Origin of the sequence: Bacillus sp. PS95 (genome assembly GCF_037963565.1) — a bacterium.
GTDB lineage: Bacteria > Bacillota > Bacilli > Bacillales > Bacillaceae > Bacillus > Bacillus subtilis.
The window spans coordinates 1,838,976-1,863,482 of the sequence record NZ_CP150160.1 but is presented as its reverse complement, the minus strand read 5'-3'; the positions used below and the strand labels follow the sequence as shown (position 1 = coordinate 1,863,482).

The 24,507-nt window shown below is 46.4% G+C and carries 2 protein-coding genes (1 of these 2 cut by a window edge); both read right to left on the bottom strand.

Features of this window, described 5'->3' with window-relative positions; translation table 11 throughout:
- Positions 1-52 precede the first annotated feature (52 nt).
- On the bottom strand, positions 53-12,841 hold the full coding sequence (pksM, locus tag NSQ12_RS09500) for a polyketide synthase PksM (RefSeq protein ID WP_339176533.1): 12,789 nt from the start codon (positions 12,839-12,841) through the stop codon (positions 53-55).
- A 15-nt stretch (positions 12,842-12,856) separates the two neighbouring features.
- Positions 12,857-24,507, bottom strand: partial view of a polyketide synthase PksL gene (gene pksL / locus NSQ12_RS09495; RefSeq protein ID WP_339176531.1) — the 3' portion only. 1,972 nt of this gene lie beyond the right edge of the window; 11,651 of the gene's 13,623 nt are visible here — the last part of the coding sequence; its start codon lies beyond the right edge, outside the window — the gene reads right to left on this strand; the stop codon is at positions 12,857-12,859.

The window sequence follows — 24,507 nt, the reverse complement described above, 5'->3', positions numbered from 1 at the left end:
TTCCACCTCAGAAATGGTTAATTCTCCTGATCTGAAGGCATCGAGAATTTCTTTATGATTCATACGATTTACTCCCTTCTATGATGTTTTGCACACTCTTAAAATCCAATTTCCCTAGCGCCACCTCTTGCATCAATCCGATGATTTGCTCGTCTGTATACGTGTCCTTTATTTGATGTGCTGCTGCGCTATGATTTTGTTTTTCCGCTTTTAAGGCCAAATGGTCAGATAGAGCTTGGACTGTCTGACATTCAAGGATTTCCCGGCCGGCCATCTTCAGCTGCGTGGTTTTTTCGATATGCCGCATCAATTTTCGGCCAAGAATTGAATCCATCCCATAATCCAGGAAGTTTCTTTTGAAATTGATTCGATCCTCAGATATGCCCAATTCTCGTGCTAAAAATTGAACAATGATCTTTTGAATGTGGGTTTTGCCATTCGGCTCGTCAATCTCTGTTTTCATATCTTGTGAATGCTGTTTAACGGCCTCTGATTGCTGAGTGCCTGACGAAATCCAATACCGTTCCCTTGCAAATGGATAACCAGGTAAAGAAACCATCCGAACGTGATCGCCATCATGAAAGAGTTCCCAAGGAATCTGATATCCTTTCACCCAGCATTCCGCGATGTTTTCCAAATTTTTTTCTTTTGCGAGAGCTTGCAGAACTGCTTCATCTTGTTCTTCTAAAATCCCTTCTGTATATCCTGTATAAAGGGATCTCTGTTGGCCTGATACCCCACCATTCTTCATTGCTTCCACATATTCCTTCAATTTTCGCACCAATTGCTTCTGATTGTTTGCAACGAGCGCGAGCCTTGCTTCCATGGCTTTTCTCCCAACCTGAAGCGTATATGCCACATCAGGTAAAGAAAGGTTATGATTCTGCTCCAGATACGCAATCATGCGGCAGGCAGCATCCTGAAGCCGATCGTCATTTTGGGCTGAAAGCACAATGATCTGCGGTGACCCTTGATGCCGCTGTGTGGACGGCTGATCATCCGGGATGTATTCTTCAATGACTGCATGTGCATTGGTGCCGCTGATTCCAGTCGTGCTGATCGTTCCCATCCTCGGCTTCTGATTTTTCCTGATCCACGAACGGTTTTCTTTGCAAAGCACAAATGGGCTTTCTTTAAACGGAATATACGGGTTTTCCGATTCACAGTGATGAGTGGCCGGAATGATCTGGTTTTTCATAGCCATCAGCATACTGATTAAAGCAACCGTTCCTGACGCTGCAAATGTATGTCCGATTAAAGGTTTAATTGAGCTGATCATACAGAATTGCTTCTGCTTCGTATATTTGCTGAACACGCTCGTTAACGCTTGGACCTCAAGCGGATCACCAAGATTCGAGCCGGTACTGTGCGCCATCACATATTGAATATCGAGCGGATTGATTTCATTTTTTTCATAAATGTTTTCGATCAATTCTGCCTGGCTAAAAGGATTTGGCGCAGTAATGCCGTTGGTTTTGCCATCGTAATTCACACCGCTGGCTTTGATGCAGCCATAAATATGATCTTTATCTTCAATTGCCTTTGATAATGGTTTCAAGAGAACAGCAGCCACCGCTTCACCTGGCACAAGACCATTGGCATCCTGGTCAAACACTTTGCATTGTCCGTTCGGAGACAGCATTTCGGCCCTTGTCAGCGCCTCAAAAGACATGTGAGAAATATTCAAGCTGACGCCGCCGGCTAAAGCCATTTCACAATCCCCCTGACGCAGAGCTGAACATGCCTGGTGAATCGCCACCAGTCCAGATGAACATGCTGCTGTCAAAGCCATATTAGGCCCTTTTAAATCCAATGTGTATGCGATTCTCGCAGACAATGTGGCGTTTTGTGTTCCGTTAATGTAATCCGTATCTCCGGTTAGATGCGCATATTCCCCTTCTTCCACACCTACATAAACACCGCAGGATTTTCCTTTTATCCGATCTCCCATATAGCCGGCGTCTTCAAACGTGTGCCATGCTTCCTCTAGAAAAATGCGCTGGCGCGGATCCATGCTTTCGGCTTCTTTAGGCGATATTTGAAAAAACAGCGGATCAAACCGGTCTATGTCCTTCAAAAATGCACCCCACCTTGGCACTGCTTTTTCTGGATCTCTGTTAGCTCTCCCCCAGTCCCGGCGTTCGCCCGGAATGTCAGAGATACACGATTTACCGTTTTTCAGATTATCCCACAGCTCATGGACCGAATCAGCTTGAGGGAACCTGCCGCTCATGCCGATAATGGCAATAGGCTCATCGTGAACCTGCCGAATGCTTTTTTTACTGGCTTCTGGTTCTAAAGCTACAGGAATTGCTGCATAATCTTCAGGGGGCTTTTGCGCCTCTGATGCATCATCCCGGTAAAATGCTTCAATCAGCTCTTTATGATCGGTTAAGAAAAAGCCGATCAATTCTTGTAAAGTCGAATAGCCGAAAAATAAAGCCGGTGTCACTTCGATGTTGAAATGCTTTGATAACACATTCGAAAATTTAGCCAAATAGATTGAATCAAATCCGAAGTCGGCCCAATTTTTGTTCAAATTCAGCTTGTCCTTTGAAATCTTAAGCAATGTGTGAATATGCTCTTTCAAGTCGTGTTCTAAACGCTTTTCAATGCTTAACGTTTTTACCTCATCCTTGTTTTCTTGTGCTAGAGGGGCTTGAGTGGCCGGTTCTGGAATAGCTGGTTCAGTCATTCCTAAAAATCTGCTGACACGGCTGGGCTGACCGGCTATCACGAGATGCTGAGCATCCTGCTGAGCTAGGATGTGCTCAAACATACGGATGCCTTCCTCGGCTTCTAGGAAGCGTTGGCCGCTTGATTTCAGGTACATATCCGTTGTTTCCTCATCACCGATCTTCATTCCGCCATCCTTCCATACAGGCCAGTTGATGACAAACGTTTTACCGTTATGCAGCTCATTTCTGTATTGTGCGTAAGCCATCTGAAACCTATTGCCAATCGCATAATCACAACATCCAAAATCCCCTAAAACCGCAGAAGAAGAAGAAAAATAACACATAAAATCAAGGTCTTCATTTTTAAGCCATTCATCAAGCGCTATCGTGCCGTTGATTTTCGGTTCAATGATGCGCTGGAAGCTTTCGATCTTTTTGTCAAAAATAGCAGAGTCGCTCTCGATCCCGGCTGCATGAATGACACCGTTGATGGCACCGAATCGGTCTTTCCCTCTTTTTACGCAGTCTCCCATTGCGATAGGATCAGACACATCTGCTTCTGCATACATCGCTTCGCCGCCTAGATCCTTTAATTCTTTTATTTGCTTTTGCTTTTCATCATTAAAAGGCGACCGCCCTGTCAAAATCAGGTTTGCGGCATAGTTTTTGGCCAAATGCTTGGCAAATAAATAACCAAGCCCTCCTACACCGCCTGTAATCAGGTAAGTACCGCCAGACTTCAATTTGCTGTCGTCCGGTTGTATCGTTGTCTGTTCAATGTGATTTACATATCGTTTCGCATTCTGATACAAAACCGTTTGTTCAGCTGAAGCCTGTAATTCTGCCCATATATTACGTGTCCAATCATCCATCGATCCTTGTTCCGCGGGCTGAAAGATTCCAGTTACTTTTGTGTGCGGAAGGACAAGCCCGAGTGAACGTTCGAAGCCAATCCATGATTCCAGATAACTTCGGTCAAGACTATCTTCAAAACATCCTGCCAGCAGCAGCCGTGAAGGATGAAGCTTTGCTGCGGACATACCTTGTAATAGGTAAACAATACAGGAATGGTCCTTTATACAGCGCTTGTCTTCCATAGGCCACATATAGAGGATTGCATCTGGCTCTCCAAGTTCTTCTTTAATGCTCTGGAAGGCCTTTTCAAAAGTAACGGGTTCTTGCCGCACAATCTGGTAGCTATATTCAGACTGTTTGCTGTACACTTCGCCCTGTGATATAAAAATGACCTTGGTGTCTTGATCAACGTTTTTCAGGGCTGAAGCAAATGCGTTTTGCTTTTCTCTTTCAGTCAGAAAACAGATGAGCGTTTTGATACGTTTCGATGTGAGAGTCGCCGCCTCTTCTATCCACACTTCTTGAAAAGTCATAACCTTGAAAGGTTCTTCTGTTTGCTGATCATGATCCTGTTCTATAGACGCCGGGACCTTTGCCGCGCCTGGTGCCCAGTAACGCTCTTTCGCAAATGGATATGCCGGAAGACTGATCCGGACAGGCGTTTGGGTGCCGTACAGCATGCCCCAGTCGAAAGACAAGCCTTTCACCCAAAGATCCAGCAGTTTCGTGTATTTCCCTTTGCTCATCCATGCTTCTATGATTTTTTCCGTATCCTCATCCGCTGATAAGACTGCTAACGCTTTTTTGTTATCATCGATGCGATCCAGATACAGGCTGTCTGCTTTGTTTTCGATAAAATCGTTCAGCTTTCTCTCAAGATCCTCTAGTGATTCCGCTATAAAGGCCAGCCGTTCCTCCATTGCTTCACGGCCTGTTTGCAAGGTATAGGCAATCCTGATCAGGTCTGTTTCGCGGTACCTTTTTTGTTTGATGGCTGTAAGCAGCTGTTTCGCTTTTTCTTGCAAGCGTTCCATGTTTTTGGCCGACAGCACAATCAGCGCTGGAGGATGGTCTTTCGGCGTTTGCGTCCCCGTTCTTGGAATATATTCTTCCAGGATGATATGGGCATTGGACCCTCCGGCGCCAAAACTGCTCAAGCCAGCGCGCCTAGGCACCTCTTGCCCGCCAATCACCGGGCGTTTCCATTCACCAAGTTGCTGCTGAACGACAAATGGCGTATGGCTGAACTCGATGTTCGGATTCAACCGCTGAGCATGCAATGATGGTGCAATTTGGCTATATTTAAACTGAAAAAGTATTTTTGTCAGCCCTGCAATTCCGGCTGCACTTTCACAATGACCGATATTTGATTTGCTGGAGCCGATCGCACAAAACTGTTTCTCCTGCGTATCTTTCTCAAATGCTTTTGTTAACCCCGCTATCTCAATCGGATCTCCTAATGCAGTGCCTGTTCCATGCGCCTCTAAATAACTGATGGTTCGGGCAGGAATGTCGGCGCGCTCCATTGCTTCTTTAATTACCTGTGCCTGTGCATGAGGATTTGGAACCGTGTATCCATTTGTTTTTCCTCCGCTATTAATGGCACTTGCCTTTATCACACCGTAAATATGGTCACCGTCCGCTATTGCTTGCTGCAGCGGCTTTAACACAATGGCGCCTACGCCTTCACCGTCGACAAATCCATCTGCATCATCGCCGAATGATTTACATGTATCACTAGCAGAGAGCATATTCATGACAGATAAATTCTGATAGTGAACCGGGTCGACAACTAAATTGACACCGCCGGCAATGGCACAATCACTCGATCCGCTATAGATGCTTTCCAGCGCTAAATGAATCGCTGTCAGGGAGGATGAGCAGGCTGTATCGACTGCAAGACTCGGGCCTTGGAAATTCAGTAAATAGGATATTCTGTTGGCGATAGACCAATAGCCGTAGCCGGTCGGATAATTTTTGTTCATGACTCCGGCAAAGACGCCGATTTTTCTGCTTGAACAGAGCGAGTCAGGCGTGTATCCCGCGTCTTCAATACTTGCATAAGCGGTTTGCAGAAATAATCGCTCCTGAGGGTCCATTCTTTCTGCCTCAAGCGGAGAAATCTGAAAGAATAATGGGTCAAACTTGTCCATATCCTTGATAAATCCGCCCCATTTCGTATAAATTGATCCTTCTTTTCCTTTTTCTTTATCGTAATAAGCTTTCCAATCCCAGCGATCTTTCGGAATTTCCTCAATACAATTTCTTCCTTCTTTTAGGTTGTTCCAAAAGTCTTCTGCTGTTTCCGCCTGAGGATAGCGTCCAGAAATGCCGATAATGGCAACGTCACGGCTTACAAGAGTGTTTGTCGGTGTTTCTTTCTCCCCGCTGAAGCCAAGCTTGCGATAGCGCCGTGTTCTTTTAGCGGCCTGATCAGGTTTATGTGAAGATTGGGTTCTGCTTTCGGCCGGTGTCTGTTGTAGAACTTGACGGTCAAGACCTGTTAATTTCATCAGCGCTTCTGTTTTTGTTTTGATGAAATGCTCCACTAATGCGTCAATGGTCTGGTACTCGAAAAATAAAGTGCTGCTTACATGGTCAAATTCTTTACGCAATGTATTCGTCAGCTGGACAACAACGATAGAATCAATCCCGTACTTTTCAAGCGGTTCAGATGACTCAATCTTTCCTGCAGGAATTTTCAACGTTTCCCCGATTAGTTTTTTCATATATTCTGTGCTTTTTACTCTTAGGAGAGCATGTTTTGATTGTCCAGCTTCCTCTGAATCTATGGTATGAATGTAGGCTGGCTCCTGATTAGACGCTTGTGAAACATCCTTCTCTGGCAAGACCACATTTTTCATCATACGGCGAACCAGCCCGTTGCTTGAGGCTGCGACGATTTGGTGACTCAGATCATGTGCCGCCTCGGCCGGGAAAAAGACAGATTCAAAGCCTTCGCTTTCAAGTGCCGCTTTCCAACTGTCAGGATGTAAGCCTGGACAGCCGGGAATCCGCACTGCAGGATCTTCATACAGCCACCAGCCTTCCAAAAGACCAAAGGTGATGTGAGGGAACAGGCTGTTTCCCGCCATTTCATTCAGCAGCAGCATTCCGTTGTTTTTCATTACTGCTTTTGTATGCCGCAGTGTTTGACGGATATTTTTTGTTGCGTGAAGGACATTAGCGGCAATGACGACATCATAGCCTCCCGCTTCAAATTCCTGCTGGTCAATCGGTTTTTCCACATCAAAAAGCTGATATGTCAGGTACGGATTTTCCGCCCCATATTCCTTTTGTGCATGCAGCAAAAATGCTTTAGACAGATCTGTATAGCAATATTCATTGATGTGCTTTTGATATGGTTTCAGTTTTTCAAAGATTCCGGCACTCGTGCCGCCTGTGCCTGCGCCTATTTCCATAATGCGAATCGATGCCTCAGGGTCGTGCTTCAGACGTTCATCCAGATAAGCTAATAATGTATCGGCAAGCACTTTATTAAAATAATCTGCCACTTGGTTATGCTTATAAATGCCTTCCACTAGTTCCATCGAGGAATGCGGGAACATGATATCTGTTGCAGGGACTTTCCCTGTCAAAATATCCGGTAATGCTTTCAGCATGGCCTCTGCTAATACAACCATCGCCTTTGTCTCGCTGTCTTTAAGCCACTTTTCTTTTTTCGCATTCCATTCTTGCCAAAGCAGCTCGATATCCTCTGCTTGGTCCTTCCTCACCAATGAATCTCCAACTTTCTTAAGATAGCCATGCTGCAAGAGAAATTCGCTGCTTTGCCGAATCCATTTTCCATAAAATTCACGAGTCTTATATTGTTGAAGACGTTCAACCGATAATGTATAACCATCAAACAGCCCGGCTGTTTGCAGCTGTCCTAACAACAGCCTGTAAAGAAGATCATCAAGCTCTTCATGTGTCACTCTTTGAAATCGTCCCGTAGTCGGCAGACGCTCCATCAGGCTCTCTGCATCTGCTGAAGGTTGCTCTGGATAAAGAGTGATGAATTCATTCTGATTGACGCCTTCGACTGCTACAGGCTTTGTCGTATGAATGAAAGCTGTTTGGCTGACTGGCCCAGAAAGCAGGGCTTCCAGCGCCTTCATAGCCTCCTCAGGCTCAATTAAACCTAAGCCGATTTGATTCATGAGCTGTACATAATGTTCATCCTCAGCCGCTTCACTATTCCCCCAATATCCCCAGTTCATGACTTTTACAGGGCATGCCCAGCTCTGAGAAAGCCGGTGAGCAAAAGCATCTGCAAATGTACAGCCAGAGGCATAATGGCTTTGCTTCACATTTTTGATATGGGCTACAAGCGAAGAGAAGAATAAAACAAAATCTACATTCTCCTGGCGGAACACTTGGGCCAACCGAATACTGACATCGATCTTCGCCGCCAGTCCAGCGGTGAATTCTTGTTGCTTCATTTTTTCCAGGCTTTGCTCAAATAAAACCATCGCAGAGTGAACAATCCCGTGAATATGAGGATGGCGCATTTTCACTTGATCATAAGCCTGCTGCAATGAATGCTTATCGGCTGCATCGGCTGCAATGTAGAAAGGCTCAGGGCCAAGCGCCGAAAGTCGGTCTATTTTTGACTGGATGGCAGCATTAAGTTGACTTCGCCCAATCCAAACGATTTGCGCCTGGTAGCGGCGGATCATGTACTCACTCCACGCCTCTCCTATATACCCGGCTCCCCCGATGACCACATAGACTCCGCCTTTCCGATATAGCGTGTCGCCTGACAGTGAGTGCCGATATGGGATCAATTGCTGCTGATGCCATTGCTGATTACGATAGGCCCAAGCATGGCCAAGGCGGTCAGCTGGGAGTGCAAACATGTGATTTACCGGCCATGTGCAGCCTTTTTCAAGATCGAGAAGACGGATTTTCCAGTGTGGATATTCCTTTGCCATTGTGCCGGCAAGCCCATGAATGCTTGCATGAGCGGGTTGTACTGCCTCATGTTGCGTAACCGGCTGCGCTTGGACGGTCACAAGAGACCATTCAAGTTGTTTCTCGCCATAGCCTAATTGCAGGCATGCTTTCACAAGCTTAAATAAGTGAAGAACAGCTTCTTCTTGTCCATCACTACCTATACTTCCCCGGTGTGACGGGGCAATCCACAATACATGGTCAATGCTTCCGTACGCTTGCAGTTTGTCCGCTATTCCCTCAATGTCATCTGCAGGCCGGATATCGATAAAGGATACTTGCGGATAATGATGCTTTATTAATGCCCGATCAGCTTCAGCAGCACCGCATAAAACAACTCGTGTACCAGCAAACGAAGCATTATCCTCCGTATCTGAAGAGACTGGTTCCCAGACAGGGATCATCATCGTATGCCCGGTCAGCTGAGAATCAGTTAATAGTTGCGGCTTTGAATGCTGCTCTCCATCAAGTGCCCGCATCGAGGCACCCTTCATTCGCACACAAACATGTCCGTTCTCATCACATAAATCAATATCATACTTTCTGACTTTGTCCTCCGCTTTACTGTCTGAACTGTATCGAATATAAGACCATATCTTCTCTGGACATGGGCTGAAAATATCAACCTCCTGTAACGCAAATGGAAGAGACAGCGTCTGAGCTTGTCCAGCGGCATTGACTGAGCTAACGATAAAACCGACTGTGGCATGGAACGCGGAATCCATCAAACTCGGGTGGAGCGCAAAATGCTGCTTGTCGTTTTTTAGAAAAGCGGGTAACGAGATTTTTGCAAGCAATTGATCTTTGCCGACATAGACTTTTTCAATCCCTTGATAGCCCTCTCCATAGTCAAGCCCAATCTTTCGAAACGCTGCATAGCATTGTTCTGACGTCACTGTGTCCAGGCTGCATTCTGTCTGTATTGATGAAAGGTTTAAAATGGAAGTGTCCGCTTCATCTGAAATGACAGCGCGGCCTTGGCAGTGTATCGTCAGGGCTTCTTCTTTATGTTCAGAGCTGCTATAAATGTCAAAGGAAATGTCCCCGTTATCCTCAGGAAAAAGGCCAATATGTATTTCTTTTGGTTCACTTTCTATCGTGATAGGACGCACCCACACAATGTCTTTAAGCGACACCACTCTTTGTTCGCCGTCCAGATCGCCTGCAGCTTTTTCCGCTGCTTCCCTTGCCATTTCTAAATAGGCAACGCCCGGCAAAATCTTCTGTCCCTGTACAACATGATCTGAAAGGAAAAATTCCGTGCCTGTAAATACAGAGCTAAAGCGCTGCTCAGTAAAGTCTGATGTATTGCGGTGCACCAGCGGATGTAAGATATGATTCACAGTGCTGGTTTTCATTTCAGGAACCGGGATCCAGTAGCGCTCCCTTGCAAACGGATAGGTCGGAACACTGATCTTAAGCGGCTTGCGATCGCCGTATAGGTCGTCCCAGGTGACCCGCTTTCCTTGAACCCATGCTTTCGCCATTTCCATCATTTCGCTGTCTTTTATCAAATGGTTATTCAGCGCATTTACCGATGTCGGCCCAGCCGCCTCCTGATTCTCCTTGGCTTGTCCGGTCCAGCAGCCCTCAATCTCTTCTTCGCCATTGGCAAACGCCCGAAGTTTAGCCGTTAAATCTTTTATGTCTTTTACGATGAAGGCCGCACGCTCCTCCATTTCAACCCGTCCTGCCTGCATGGTATAAGCTAACGCTAAAAGATTGACGTCCTCGCTAAGAAAATCAAGAAGTTTAAGAGCGTAAGCCTGCAGACGATCTTTGTTTCTCGCAGACAAAGGTATCACTATTTCTTCATTTTTCGTTAAAATCGTCTCTGAATGGCTCTCTGCCGGAATATATTCTTCTAAAATAAGATGCGCATTTGATCCTGAAGCGCCAAACGAACTTAAACCGGCACGGCGGGGATATGTGACGTCCACCCCGTTTTCTGTAAAAGATGGCTGCTCCCATTCCTTTGTTTCATGCTGGACAAAAAATGGGGTTTGATCGAGCTTCAAATAAGGATTCAGCTCTTCTGAATGTAATGAGGGCACCAAGGTTTTATGATGCAACTGCAGGACAGTCTTCGTTAAGCCGCTAATGCCGGCTGCAGCTTCAGCATGGCCAATATTCGATTTAACAGAACCGATTGAACAGAATTGCTTGTCCTGCGTATTGCGGCTGAAAGCTTTTACTAACCCCTGTATTTCAATCGGATCTCCCAATGAGGTGCCAGTGCCATGGGCTTCAACATAGCTGATGGTGCGCGGATCAATTCCTGTTTTTTCTAGACACGCTTCGATAACATCAGCTTGAGCTACAGGGCTCGGTACTGTAATTCCGCTTACTTTTCCTACATGATTTATCGCACTGCCTTTGATGACAGCATAGATTCGGTCACCGTCCTGTTCAGCTTTTCGCAGCGGTTTTAGCAATACTGTGCCGACACCTTCTCCAGATACGTAGCCATCCCCGCCTTTACCGAAAGTATGGCAATAGCCGTCACTTGAGTGCATCCCTACACTGCCATAGCTGATATATTTAGCCGGATGCAGTGACAAATTGACGCCTCCGGCAAGCGCGGCCTCGCATTCTCCATTCCGGATGCTCTCTATTGCCAGATGAACCGCAGTTAATGAGGAAGAGCAGACCGTGTCCACCGCCATGCTTGGGCCGTGGAAATTACAATAGTAAGAGACCCTGTTGGCGATTTGCGCATAATTCAGCGATAAAGGAAATGGATTGTGTTCTGATAGAGCTTCAGCTCCTATAAGAGAATAGTCCTTATGCATAACGCCGGCAAACACACCGACATGCTGTCTTTTATTTTCTCCCTGCGGTGAAGCAATTGTCTCTGGTGTATAACCCGCATCTTCAATAGCTTCCCAGCACGTCTCTAAAAATAAGCGTTCCTGAGGGTCCATCATTTCCGCTTCACGCGGAGAGATTCTGAAAAATTGAGGATCAAAACAATCAGCATCCTCGATAAACCCGCCCCATTTTGACAATGGCTTGCCCGAAGGTGAATCCAGCCCATTGTTTTCCTTCCATTCCCAGCGTAAGTTTGGAATCTCTGTGATGCAGTCGGTACCCGCTTTAAGCTGTTCCCAAAATTCCTGTATGTTTTTCGCCTTAGGATAGCGTCCCGCCATTCCGATAATGGCTATGTCCTCCCCGATCTCTGGTGAAGAGGTAACACCATCAATTGGTGAAGGAGATTGGCGGACAGCATCGTCCGCCTCTCCAATTGAATAGTGATCAGCAAGATGAGCAGCTAGTTCTGCAATTGTTGTAAATTCAAACAGCAGTGTCGGAGCAAGATCCGCTCCAACCTTATCTCCAATTTCCTGAACCACGGTAAGCAATGACGGAGAATCCAGACCAAGCTCATAGTACCCAGCGTGGATATCCATTTGTTCTGCCGGCCTTTCAAGATGCTTAGCAAGCAACTGACGCAAATACATTTCAAATGCGGGATAGTCCTGACTGATGTTCTGAGAGACAGCAGCTCTTTCTTCTTGAATTTCTTTTGCAGAATGAAAGGCTGACATATTCCGTACAGACTTGCCTGCAAATTGTTTCAGCTCGGCCACTTTTTGTCCTGCTGAATTAAAATATTCAATCGTCATATAAGTGAGTTCTTTCTTTTGGCGCACAGATGAGGAGAGGATCCGTGCTGTACATCCTTTTTGCAATCGTTCTGAAGCAGAAAACGATTCATAATACAATGGCAGGTACATCGTTTGATCTGAGATCAGGCAGCTTGAACCTATGCCGCTGCCGTCAATAAGCGTCGGATGAAACAGAAAAGCTTCAGAATGACACAACGCTTCCTGTCCGACTGCTAAATCAATTACAGCCCCCTCTTTGGTTTCATAAATCCGCCCTTTTGCCTTCATCATGCCGGTATGCACTAACTCCTTAGAGCGGCATTGTTCATATATTTCATCTAAATTCAGAATCCTGTCAGCTGTATTTTTCCACTGATTAAGGTCTATTGATTCGGCAAAAGAAGTTTGCTCTTTACGATGCATGTCAGCAGTCACATATTGTCTCTTGTCAGATAGTGATTCTCCATGCTGTTTTTGTCCGTCGATGATGATAGACCATGTCCCTTCCTTTCTTTCAGACACGTGAATGGTCAGGGCAATGTCATATGACTCATCTGCGATCAAAGGGTAAAAAATGGTCAGGTTTTTTAATTCAAGCTCTTGGTATGCATAACCATGTTCCTGGAATACTTGGTAGATTAAATCTATATAAGCAAGGCCGGGTAATAACGCTTGTCCATATACCTTGTGGTTGGACATGATTGGATTATTTAATGAAATGTGCAGTTGTTCAGTTATCATTTTCCCACTCCTCTCTTATTTGAAAGTTTTCCAAAACATATCTTTAGAAGCCCCCGTGTCTGAATGCACTTTTTTCTGCACGTTTTGAGCTGATGGTTTGATTAAAACGGGCTGCCTATTTAATTCCGGTAAAGGCAGAGGTTTTCTTCTAATTGAACGATCAACCAATTCTCTCCAGGCTTCTACAATGAGATGGGCGTTCGTTCCGCCATCTGCAAAACAATTAATTGCCGCAGCCGGCGTTGTCTCCTTCCACTCGGCTTGCGATCTGCTGAAATACAAATCTGTTTTTTCTATATCAAAATACGGCATATTTTCATTACCTGACAGGAACGGAACCAATTGTCTATGCTTCAGCATTAAAGCTACTTTAATCAGGCTCGCAATCCCCTCTGCACATAATGGATGGCCGATGTTAGGTTTCACCGATCCCAGCCCTAACGGAGCCTTTGATTCAGAACGGTAAATGGACTGGATTGCCTTTAATTCAAGTAAATCTGTTACTGCCGACCCCGATCCGTTCGCTTCAAGATAGCTGATCTCTTCAGTCTTTTTGCCGCTTTTTTCAAGCGCTGACAGCATGACGTCCTTTTGTGCCTCGAGATTCGGAGATGATGGGCCTGCCGTTCTTCCGTCATTATTAATCGCAGCGGCTTTAATGACTGCATATATGGAATCTCCGTCTTCAACCGCTTGGCTGACGGTTTTGACGAGAACCATGCCCACGCCTTCTCCTAAAATGACACCGTCTGCCCGCTTATCAAAAATATGGAATGACGGTTTGTCACATAAAAGTCCGCGCTCATAAAACATTCGATGCGCATCAGCATCAAGCAAACTGACGCCGCCTACAACCGCTGCCTCAATATCTCCGCTTCGCAGAGCCTGAATGGCCATATTCAGCCCCACCAGTGCAGAGGAACAAGCGGTATCCAGGACAATACTCGGCCCCTTCAAGTCAAAAAATTGTGAGATGTTAGCCGCTAAATAGTTTTGTCCGCCAGCGACTATCGGATTTCTTGCTTTTGAAAGACTGGCCGGATCAGGCTTGTGCTGGCTTCGGCCTCCTATATAAACACCAGCCCTCATGCCTTTCACTTCTTTCTCTGTATAACCGGCGTGATACCACAGCTTCAAGCTTTCCTCCAATACAGCCAAAGCTTGAGGGTCCATCGCTCTGACATCGTTTTCGGACATCATGAAGAAATCATGATCAAATCGGTTCATTTCATCAATGAGGCCCGCGTAATTTGAGCTGGAGTTCCCGAATCGTTCAGGCGGAACAGGCGCAATCGCAGACCGTCCATCACGTATTAGTTCCCAGTATTCCTCTAGGGTTTCTGCTCCTGGGAACCTGCAACTAAGACCGATGATAGCGATGTCCTCAGCAAGAAGTGCCGTTTTTTCATGGCTTATCTGTTGCGGCCGCTGTTCTGGCACCAGCTTCTGTTTCATCGCTGATTGCGGCTTGAGCGATGGCTGTTTCTCAGGAACAGATGGCTGTAAAACAGCTGATATGTCATATTTCGAAATGAGCCAGTGTGCAAAGGATTCTATTGTCGGGTATTCAAACAAAATTGACGGATCAATATCTCCATTTAATTGTTGGTTCATCTGCTGTACCAGCTGGGCCAATATAATCGAGTCGATTCCGTATTCTTGGAAAGGTTCATCCGTTTCAAAGTCTTCTGCAGCTATTTTCAGTTCATCTGAAAAAAGAGTTACGAGCCAGTCGACTGTTTCAGGGAACAGGTTGCGAGTGCTGGTTTGCTCTTTCATCTCAGGATGCGAGAGAGCTTCGACAGGCAATGACGGCTGCATCAGCTTATCCGGCTTCCAAACGTTTGTATCTGGTACTGCCGGCAGCACGACAGCATACTGTCTGTCTGATAGAATCTGGTCAAGCAGCTGTAATCCCTCGTCGTTTGTCAAACTGATCAATCCAGTTTGTTCTAAAGCTTTGCTTCGCACCTCGCCTAAACCGGTCTCCTTCCAGTTAGGCCACTGAATGCTTACAATGGGACATTTATCTTGATGAGCCTCCGCAAAATAATCCATAAAAGCATTTGCCATCGCGTAATCAGCTTGTCCTGCTGCTAGTGCAGGGATGGCCGCTGATACTGATGAAAACAAGGTGAAAAACGCCAATGGTTCATCTTGAAGCAGGTCAAACAACGTTTGCAGACCTTCGACTTTCGGTTCAAGCACCTGTCCGATCTCTTCTAGTGATTTTCTGATAAAAGCCGGGTTTTGTTTGTTCACCATCCCGGCACAATGGATGACTCCGCCAATCGCCCCCATTGTTTCGTGTATTGTCTTCAGGCTCTGTTCGACAGCAACCCTGTCTGTGAGATCCAGAGACAGCACCTGAACTTGCGCACCCATGTCTTCTAGCTCTTGAACGGCTTTTATTTTCTCGGCAAGCGAGGAAATTTTTACCGAATTCCACTGGTCACGCGGTGGAAGCTCTTCACGGCCGATAAGGACCAGCCGCTTAACGCCGTATGTTTTCACAAAATGCTGCGCACACAGCAAGCCGAGACCTCTTGTCCCGCCTGTAATGAGCAGGACTTTGTCTGTTGAAAACGATACTTGCTTATGACTTAGAGCGGCTTCTGCTGGCTGCTCTGTCAAATATGCGCGATATCGCTGTCCGTTTCGATAACAGACTTCTGATTCTGTGCTCTTGGCATAATATTCAACTGCAATCAGTCTGGCCAGCTCCCCATGAGAGGCTTCGCACTCCATATCTGCATGTCTTGAAGTAAGATGGCTGTACTCACTTTGAAGCATGCGGTATAAACCGGCCCGTGAAGCACCAGACAAAAGAACACCTTCATTTGCGTAGGCCTCCAGCCCCTTTGTTACACCCAAGATCGTCATATGATGCTTGCTTGTACGTCCTTGCTCGATCAGCTTTTGGAGCCAGTTTATCCAGCCCATAGAATGCTCATGGCTCGTTCCGCACCCGATCAGATCGATTGCTCCAGCAACGTGTTCATAGTCAGCAGCAGATACCCGATCCAGCTCTTGGCTGTCAAATATACGGTATGTCGAGAAATACGTCGAAAGCTCTTCCGCTAATGCCATTGTCTCCTCATTTGCCAAAATGGCGACGGTTTGATTCGTCATTTCTGCCGGTTCAATCGGACAAGGCTGCCACTGTTTACGCAGAAAGCAGCGCTTTGGCATCAGTTCGGAATGAGGGAGTGCTGTAGCAATGGTTTCGGGTTCACCTTCTTGAGTTGGCAGCCAGTAATACTCTTCCGCGAACGGATAAGCAGGCAGGCTGATTCGGCGAGGCGTGTATTCCCCATAAAGCTTGTTCCAATCTATCTGCAGCCCTTTCACCCATAGCTCTGCTACTTTCTCCAGCCTTTTTTTCTCTATCCATGTTTGCAGCAATGCTTTGGCATCATGATCCGTTTCAAACAGCTTGATTTCGCTCTTCTTCGTTTTCACGTGAGCAGCAAATATGCTGCCGTTCGGCATTTCAGCCAAATAATCATCTAAAGCTTTGATCAGCATTTCTCTCGAATCCGCCAAAAACGCCATGCGATAATCCATTGCTTCCCGGCCCGTCTGAAGTGTGTATGCCATATCCTCCAGATCGATATCTTCATTGGAAGTTACGAAATCTTTCATTGCTTCCGCATAGGCCTTCAATTGCTTCTCTTTTTTCGCTGAAAGTACAAATAATGCTGAGCGGTGCTGCTTTGTTAATGGATCGCTCCTCTTTTCAGGCTGATATTCCTCTATCACGATATGGGCATTCGTTCCGCTATATCCGAAAGAGCTCACACATGCTCTCCGCGGTTTTCCATCACCCGTTTCCCAAGGCTTAAGCTCCGTATTTACGTATAAAGGAGAATGCTCAAATTCAAAATGCTCATTCGGTGTCGTGAAGTTCAATGTCGGCACAAGTGTTTTATGATTCATGCATAATAACACTTTTTGAACCCCGGCTACTCCTGCCGCCGCGGATGTATGGCCAATATTGCTTTTGACGGAACCGATTGCGCAAAACTGCTTTTTGTCTGTTTTTTCTTGAAATACGGTGGACAGAGCTTCTAATTCAATTGGATCGCCTTGTTTTGTTCCTGTGCCATGCATCTCGACATAACTGATACTCTCAGGATGTATGCCGTATGTTTCATATATGTCTCTTTCCAGATCCATTTGGCTTTTTGCACTCGGTGCCGTGATTCCGTTTGTTTTCCCGTCCTGATTAATACCCGAGCCAATGATAATGCCATAAATATGGTCACGGTCCGCTTCCGCATCTTTCAGCCTTTTCAGAACCAGCGCACCCGCACCCTCGCCGGGCACAAAACCATTCGCGCTATTGTCAAATGCTTTACATTGTCCATCAGGTGAAAGCATGCCGGCCTCACACATACTCATGTAAGATTCCGGCGTCAGGTATAAGCTGACCCCGCCGACCAGCGCCATATCAATTTCTTTGTTTATAAGTGCCTGGCGCGCTAAATGTGTGCCGACCAATGAAGATGAACATGCGGTATCAATAGGAATCGCTGGCCCTTTTAAATTAAGAAAATACGGAATACGCGCCGCAGCGATCGCAAAGCTGTTCCCGGTGGCATTTGCTCTTGCCTGCCGGTTCAGCATGACCCCGTATTCATTGCTCATAATGCCGAGATATACACCGCATTTTTTCTCATTTAAAGTTCGGGCGTTGTACCCAGCGTCCTCAAAGGCTTTATAGCCTTCCTGCAAAAAGATTCGATGCTGCGGGTCCATCAGTTCAGCTTCTGATGGCGGAATATTAAAAAACAATGGATCAAAATGTTCAATATCATCCAGCATCCCCATTGATTTGCAGTAGACTTTCCCTTTTTTGTTGAGGACAGGATCATAGTATTTGTCTACATCCCACCGTGATGTTGGAATGTCCCGAATGGCATTTCTCGCATGAACCAGGTTATCCCAGTACTCTCTTACATTACGAGCGCCAGGGTATCTTCCCGACATCCCGACAATCGCTATCGCATCCTCCGGGCGGTCTTGAAGAACAGGAACCGTTTTCGTCACATGTTCTTTCTTTATTGGATGTTGAACAGGCTGTAGGGGCCGTTCTGCCGGCTTTGGATGAGATGGTGCTGCTGGCTTTTGCTGGGCTACTTCGAAAGAGTCAGTATGCTCTATCTTTCTATCAAGATGAGTTCCAAGCTCGGACTTTAGCATTTCGGCAAAAGCACGTATCGTTGGATAATCATATACTCTGGTTACCGTAAAAGACGTTCCGTATTGCTTGTTCACCGCTTTTATCCATTCGAGTCCGGTAATCGAGTCCATTCCGATATCTATGAACGCTTCGTCAATATCCACCTCGTATGGCTCCATGTATAACACGTCTGCTATGCTTTCCCTCAAGTTTTCATGCAGCGTTTCAATTGCTACAGCATATTGTCTTGATGCAGATATTTCTGCCGCTGCATATTGAATCGTTTCTTCAGCTTCCTCTTGCACTGGCTGATGATGTTCTAACGGCTGCAGAGATATATTAGCCGGTTTAGCAGCAGGTACCGCTGTTTTTTGTCTGATCGGCGTGTACGTCTCCGTTTGTTTTTTCTCCCCAGCTTGTGTGCTTAACTCGTGTGCTAAGTAAACAGCGAAATCACGTGTTGTCGGATAATCATATACCTTTGTGACATTTAGTGATGTGCCATACTGTTTATTTATTGCTTTTATCCATTCGAGCCCGGTAATCGAGTCCATACCGATATCTATGAATGCTTCGTCTGGATCAATCTCGTTTTGGTCCATGTACAGCACTTCCGCTAAGCCCGCTGTCAGTTCATCGCACAAGGCTTCCGCCGTGATCGTCTCTGTTTCTGTATCTGATGGAACACGCTCTAAACGATCCTGATTGGTCATTAAAGGCTGTAACGTAATATTGGCAGGCTTGCCACTGGCTTCTCTGTCTACAGACGGCTTCGGAATAACGGGCTGTACTGGAGCGAATGGCTCCTCCGTTCTTTTTTCCTCAGCCTTTGCATTTACGTCTATCCAATAGCGATCTCTTGAGAAAGGAAAGGCAGGTAAACTGATGCGCCGCGGTTTTTGATCCTGATATAGCGTGCTCCAGTCGATTCGCAAACCTCTTACCCACAGGTCTAAAACCTTCGCATATTTTCCTTTTTGCAGCCATGCCTCAATTGTTTTTGACATATCCTCATCAGCAGCAAAAGCAGCAATGGCTTCTTTGTTGCTCTTTACTTGTCCGCGATAGACATATTCACGATTTTCTGTTCCGGAGATACATTCATACAGCTTTTCTTCAAGCTCTTGCATCGTTTCCGCAACGAACGCCAGCCGTTCTTTCATCGCTTCCCGGCCGACTTGCAGCGTATAGGCAATTCGGTGTAAATCTGCTTCAACATATGTTTGTTCACGAATGGCATGCAGCAATCGCTCCGCGCGTTTCTGAAGTCTTTCCTCATTTTTTGCTGAGAGCACAATGACAGCCGGCTGTTTCCTCGCTGGTAAACGTTCCTCCACAGGTTCCGGAGCATACTCTTCTATTAAAATATGGGCGTTCACACCCCCGGCACCAAATGAAGAGACTCCTGCGATTCTCGGTAATTCGATGTCTTTGCCATTGACACTGATGATCGGCCTCTTCCACTCTTCTAGCTCTTGCTGTACTTTAAACGGCGAGTTAAGGAAATCAATATTCGGGTTCAGCACGTTTGAATGCAGGGAAGGCGCAAGCTGCCTGTATTTCATTTGGAGCAATACCTTCGTTACTCCTGCAATACCTGCCGCACTCTCACAGTGCCCGATATTTGATTTGGCTGACCCTATTGCACAAAATTGTTTGTCATCGGTTTCTTGCGTAAACACTTTGGACAGCCCTGTGATTTCAATAGGATCACCGAGAGAGGTTCCCGTGCCGTGGGCTTCGATGTAACTGACTGTCCGCGGATCAACCTTCGCTTCCACAAACGCCTTTTTGATGACATCTGCTTGGGCATTCGGATTGGGCACTGAGTACCCGTTTGTTTTTCCCCCGTGGTTGATGGCTGTCCCCTTAATGATTCCATAAATGTGATCACCATCTTCAACTGCTTTAGACAATGGCTTCAAAAGCACTGCTCCAACGCCTTCCCCCGGCACATAGCCGTCTCCGCCCTGTCCGAAGCTTTCACATCGGCCTTTGCTGGACATAAATTTGTTCTGCCCGAGCATCAAATATTTATTTGGATGGATTGACACATTCACGCCGCCCGCGAATGCCGCCTCACATTCTCCGCGCTGCAGGCTTTGGCAGGCCAAGTGGATAGCCGTTAAAGAAGAAGAACACATGGTGTCTAAAGCAATACTCGGTCCGTGAAAATCAAAATAATAAGATACCCGGTTCGCGATGGATGATGGATTTCCCGTTAAAGCCAGAGACCTTCCCCGCACCTGCTCTTGTGCCCCGTACAGCTGATATTCTTCGTACATGACACCGACGTAAACACCGACGCTTCCGCCAAGCTCAGCATCACGCGTACGGCCGAGGTGCTCTCTTGTATAGCCTGCGTCTTCCATCGTTTCATACACGCACTGCAAAAATAAACGCTCTTGCGGGTCCATTAATTTTGCCTCACGCGGCGAAATATGGAAAAACTGCGGGTCAAACTTGTCTACATCCTTCATGAAGCCGCCCCACTTGCTGTAGGTTTTTCCAGGCTTGTCTTTATCTTCGTCATAATAAAGACTGTGATCCCAGCGGTCTGCAGGAATTTCCGTAATACAGTCTCGCCCGTCCCTCAGGTTTTCCCATAATTCATCAATGTTGTCTGCCTGCGGATAGCGACCTGAGATACCGATGATCGCAATTTCTTCCGTTTCCTTCTCTCTTACCTGCTTCTGCTCTTTATCTTGCAAAGGAAGAAATCCAGACTTTCTTGGGATAACTGGGATTTCTTGTTTTTCAGGTTCTGATTTTCTTTCAACAGAAGGTTTTCCCGTTTCAAATCCCAAGATGTCCAGCAGTTTTTCTCTGCGGGAATCAATAAAATACCGGGTTAATGACCGAATATCCTGGTATTCAAAGAACAGCGTCTTGGACAAAGATCCGAATACTTTTTCTAATTGACCCGTTACATGCATGATCATGATAGAATCGATCCCGTAATCCTCGAGAGGAGCTTCAGCATCAATCTGGCCAGCTGGCAGCTTAATCACCGAAGAAAGCACCTGTTTAAAATAGTTCTCCGCTTTTTCTCTTAGTATCTCTTCATCAATTTCCCCGATGATGTCTGCTTTTTCTGCCCCCTGATTGAGACTGCTTTTTTTGATATTGTGAGATTGGCCTTTGCCATGTCCCGTTTCATGTAAAAATGCACGAATCCGATCAGTAACACCGGAAGCAACTAACACTTGCGGGTTCCCTGACGTCCAGCCATGATATAGCGCCTGAATCCCACGATCTGTTTCCATGGCCACCATGCCTGTTTCTCTTTTCAGCATCCTTGCAGTTTCCGCATCAATTTGCATGCCCCCGTCTTTCCACAGCGGCCAGCACACTGAAAGAGTTTTTCCGTAACGCTTGTGCAGCTCTGCTTGGCCATTGCGATATTCGCTGAATGCATTCATAAATGCATTGGCCATTGCGTAATCAGCCTGTCCCGCGCTTCCTACTGCTCCGGCACCTGAGGAAAAAAGGATAAAGAAATCGAGCGGAATATCTTTCGTTGCTTCGTCAAGGTGAATCAGTCCTGCTACCTTTGGAGCAAGAACGGTTTGAACCTCTTCTTTCTTTTTCTTTATAATGAAATTATCTTTTATTAAACCGGCGCTGTGAATGATGCCATCTAAGTCTCCATAAACGTTTTGGGTTTCTTTTAATAAGGCATCAACCGTTTGTTTGTCAGCCAGATCAGCTTGTCTGTAAATCGCTTGGATGCCAAGTTTCTGTAAGGCTTTAAGCTTCTTCTTCTTCCTTTCATCAAGCGGAGAGCGTCCTGTCAGGATCACAACCGCATCATTCGTTTGGTTTGCAATTTCAGTTGCAAAGATGAATCCAAGACCGCCCGCACCGCCTGTGATCAGATACACGCCTTTATCCTTCCATGGCATGTCAGCACTTAGGTGCTCACCAGACACTTCTTTCCACTTGCTTACAAATCGCTTCCCTTGCCAGTGGCGGATATGCGTGTCACGCGGATAGCGTCTGTTTTCCTCCAATATTTCGAATAGGTCACCAGCTGACATCCCGGTTTCTATTTCGATCAACTGTCCTGTCAGTTTTGGATTTTCCAGTTCAGCCGTTTTGAGCAATCCAGTTAAGCCGCTTAATAGCTGAGGCTCGTCCAACGCAGGCACCGCCACTTGAATGAATGTATGTCCTCCTGTTTTTGAGTGCATTAGCTGTTTGATTTCTTCAAATAACTGTATGGCATAACCTTCAAACCGTTCATCAATTGTCTCTGTATCATGCTGCAGAACTGTACAGTCAAGATGATTTTGGAGGCTTTCCATTTGTTCTCCAACATCACAGACAACGACTTTATGTGTGTCGTACTCTATGAGCTCTTGCCTCTCTGCAGCACGTTCTTCCCAAATATGTTCGAACAGTAGCGTGTCAGTCGCTTCAGAAGGACCTTCTTGATCTGTTTCTAACACTCTTGCAGAATAGCCCGTCAATCGCACGCAAACCTGCCCCTCTTCATTGCATAAATCGATATCAAGCTTCTGCATACGATCCCCAGCTGTACTGCCCTCGCTATATGTGATCCGCGCCCACATAGATGCCTCGCAGCCTTTGAAGATTTGGACATCCTGTATGGCAAAAGGCAGCATTGCCTTTCTGTCTTCTAAACTCGTAGCTCCTCCCAGCCTCAAACCGATAGATGCTTGAAATGCCGAATCTATCATGCTCGGATGCAGAATATATTGGTCTTCTGTATCAGAGATTACAGGAGGCATCGTCAATTTCACTAGAACTCCGTTTTCGCCTGCATATAGGCTGTCGATCGCTCTGTGGCTGTCACCATAATGAATACCCATTTCTGTATAAGCCTCGTAGCAATCAAAAGGTGACAGCGTCCGGCCATTATAGCTTGCCTTCAATTCTTCAATGTTGATAACCGGATTTTCACCAGCCTCACAAAGCACTGCACTCCCTTGCCCATATACAATCGGCGACTCCTCTGCGCTTTCAGGGTCCCGGCAGATTTCAAATGTAATCTCACTATTTTCCTCAGGATATAGACGTACATCTATATCTTTCTGCTGTTCCGTGACGGCGAACGGCCGGACCCAGACGATATTCCGGAGCCGGAATCCTGTCGGGAACTGATCCGCAGCTGCCCTTTCCACAGCTGCCCGAACCATCTCCAATAAAGCTGCGCCAGGTAAAACGTGTTCGCCCTTTATGACATGATCCTTCAAGAAAAATTCACGTCCTGTAAACGCTGAACGGAAGCGGACACCCGATATGTCGGACACATTTTGATGCAGAAGAGGATGCAGGATGTGTCGCTCCTCCTTTAAACGATCAGTCTTTTTCTCCGCTTTCGGCACCCAATAACGCACCCTCTCAAATGGGTAAGTCGGCAGGCTGATCCGCTTTGGTTTGTTTCCCTCGTAAAGCAGCTTCCAGTCAACACCAGATCCGTTCGCCCACTGCTCCGCAATTTGATCGAGTTTTCTTTGCTCCAGCAATTTATGTACCGATTCGCCGGGACGCGATGGTTCGCTTCCTCTTGACACGCGGCCCTTCCAGCAATGCTGAATGGTTTTTCGTCCTTCTATAAAAGCCTTCAATTGGTCGCTCAATTCTTGAATTCCGGATGCTAAGAAAGAAACCCGTTCTTCCATCGGTTCACGGCCTACCTGCAATGTATACGCCAAATCTCTAATCTGAATCCCATCATGAAGAAAATCCAAGAGACGTTTTGCATATACACGAAGACGTTCTTGATTACGGGCAGAAAGCGGAATAACTGCGGATATGTCAGAATCTGAGGACAAAGAAACGTCCTGCTCCGCTGTTTGAGGAATATATTCCTCAAGGATAATATGTGCGTTTGAACCAGTTGCTCCGAAGGAACTGATACCCGCCCGCCGCGGATAAGGGACCTCTTCCCCATTCTCCTTGATAACAGGCTGCTTCCACGTTTCTGTTTCATGCTGTACATAAAATGGAGACTTTTCAAAATCAACGTACGGATTCAGTTCTTCCGAATGCAAAGAAGGCACAAGTTTTTGATGGTGAAGCTGAAGGGCAACCTTGCTTAAACCGCTGATCCCCGCGGCGGATTCGGCGTGCCCAATGTTTGACTTTACAGAACCGATTGAACAGAACTGCCGATCCTGCGTATATTGGCGGAACGCTTTCACTAATCCCTGTATTTCGATCGGATCTCCTAAGGACGTGCCGGTTCCATGGGCTTCCACATAACTGATCGTCCGCGGGTCGATTCCCGTTTTCTCCAAGCATGTCTCAATCAGATCAGCTTGAGAAACAGGGCTCGGCACTGAAATGCCGCTTACAGTGCCCACATGATTCACAGCACTTCCTTTAATAACTGCATAAATGCGATCTCCGTCTTTCTCCGCCTGGCGCAAAGGCTTTAATAAAACCGCGCCTATACCCTCGGCAGGCACATAACCGTCCCCATCCTTTCCAAACGTACGGCAGTGCCCGTCAG

What these genes read in the sequence shown, in the direction of transcription:
- pksM (WP_339176533.1), bottom strand. Translation starts at nt 12,841, where the DNA reads ATGATAACTGAACAACTGCACATTTCATTAAATAATCCAATCATGTCC.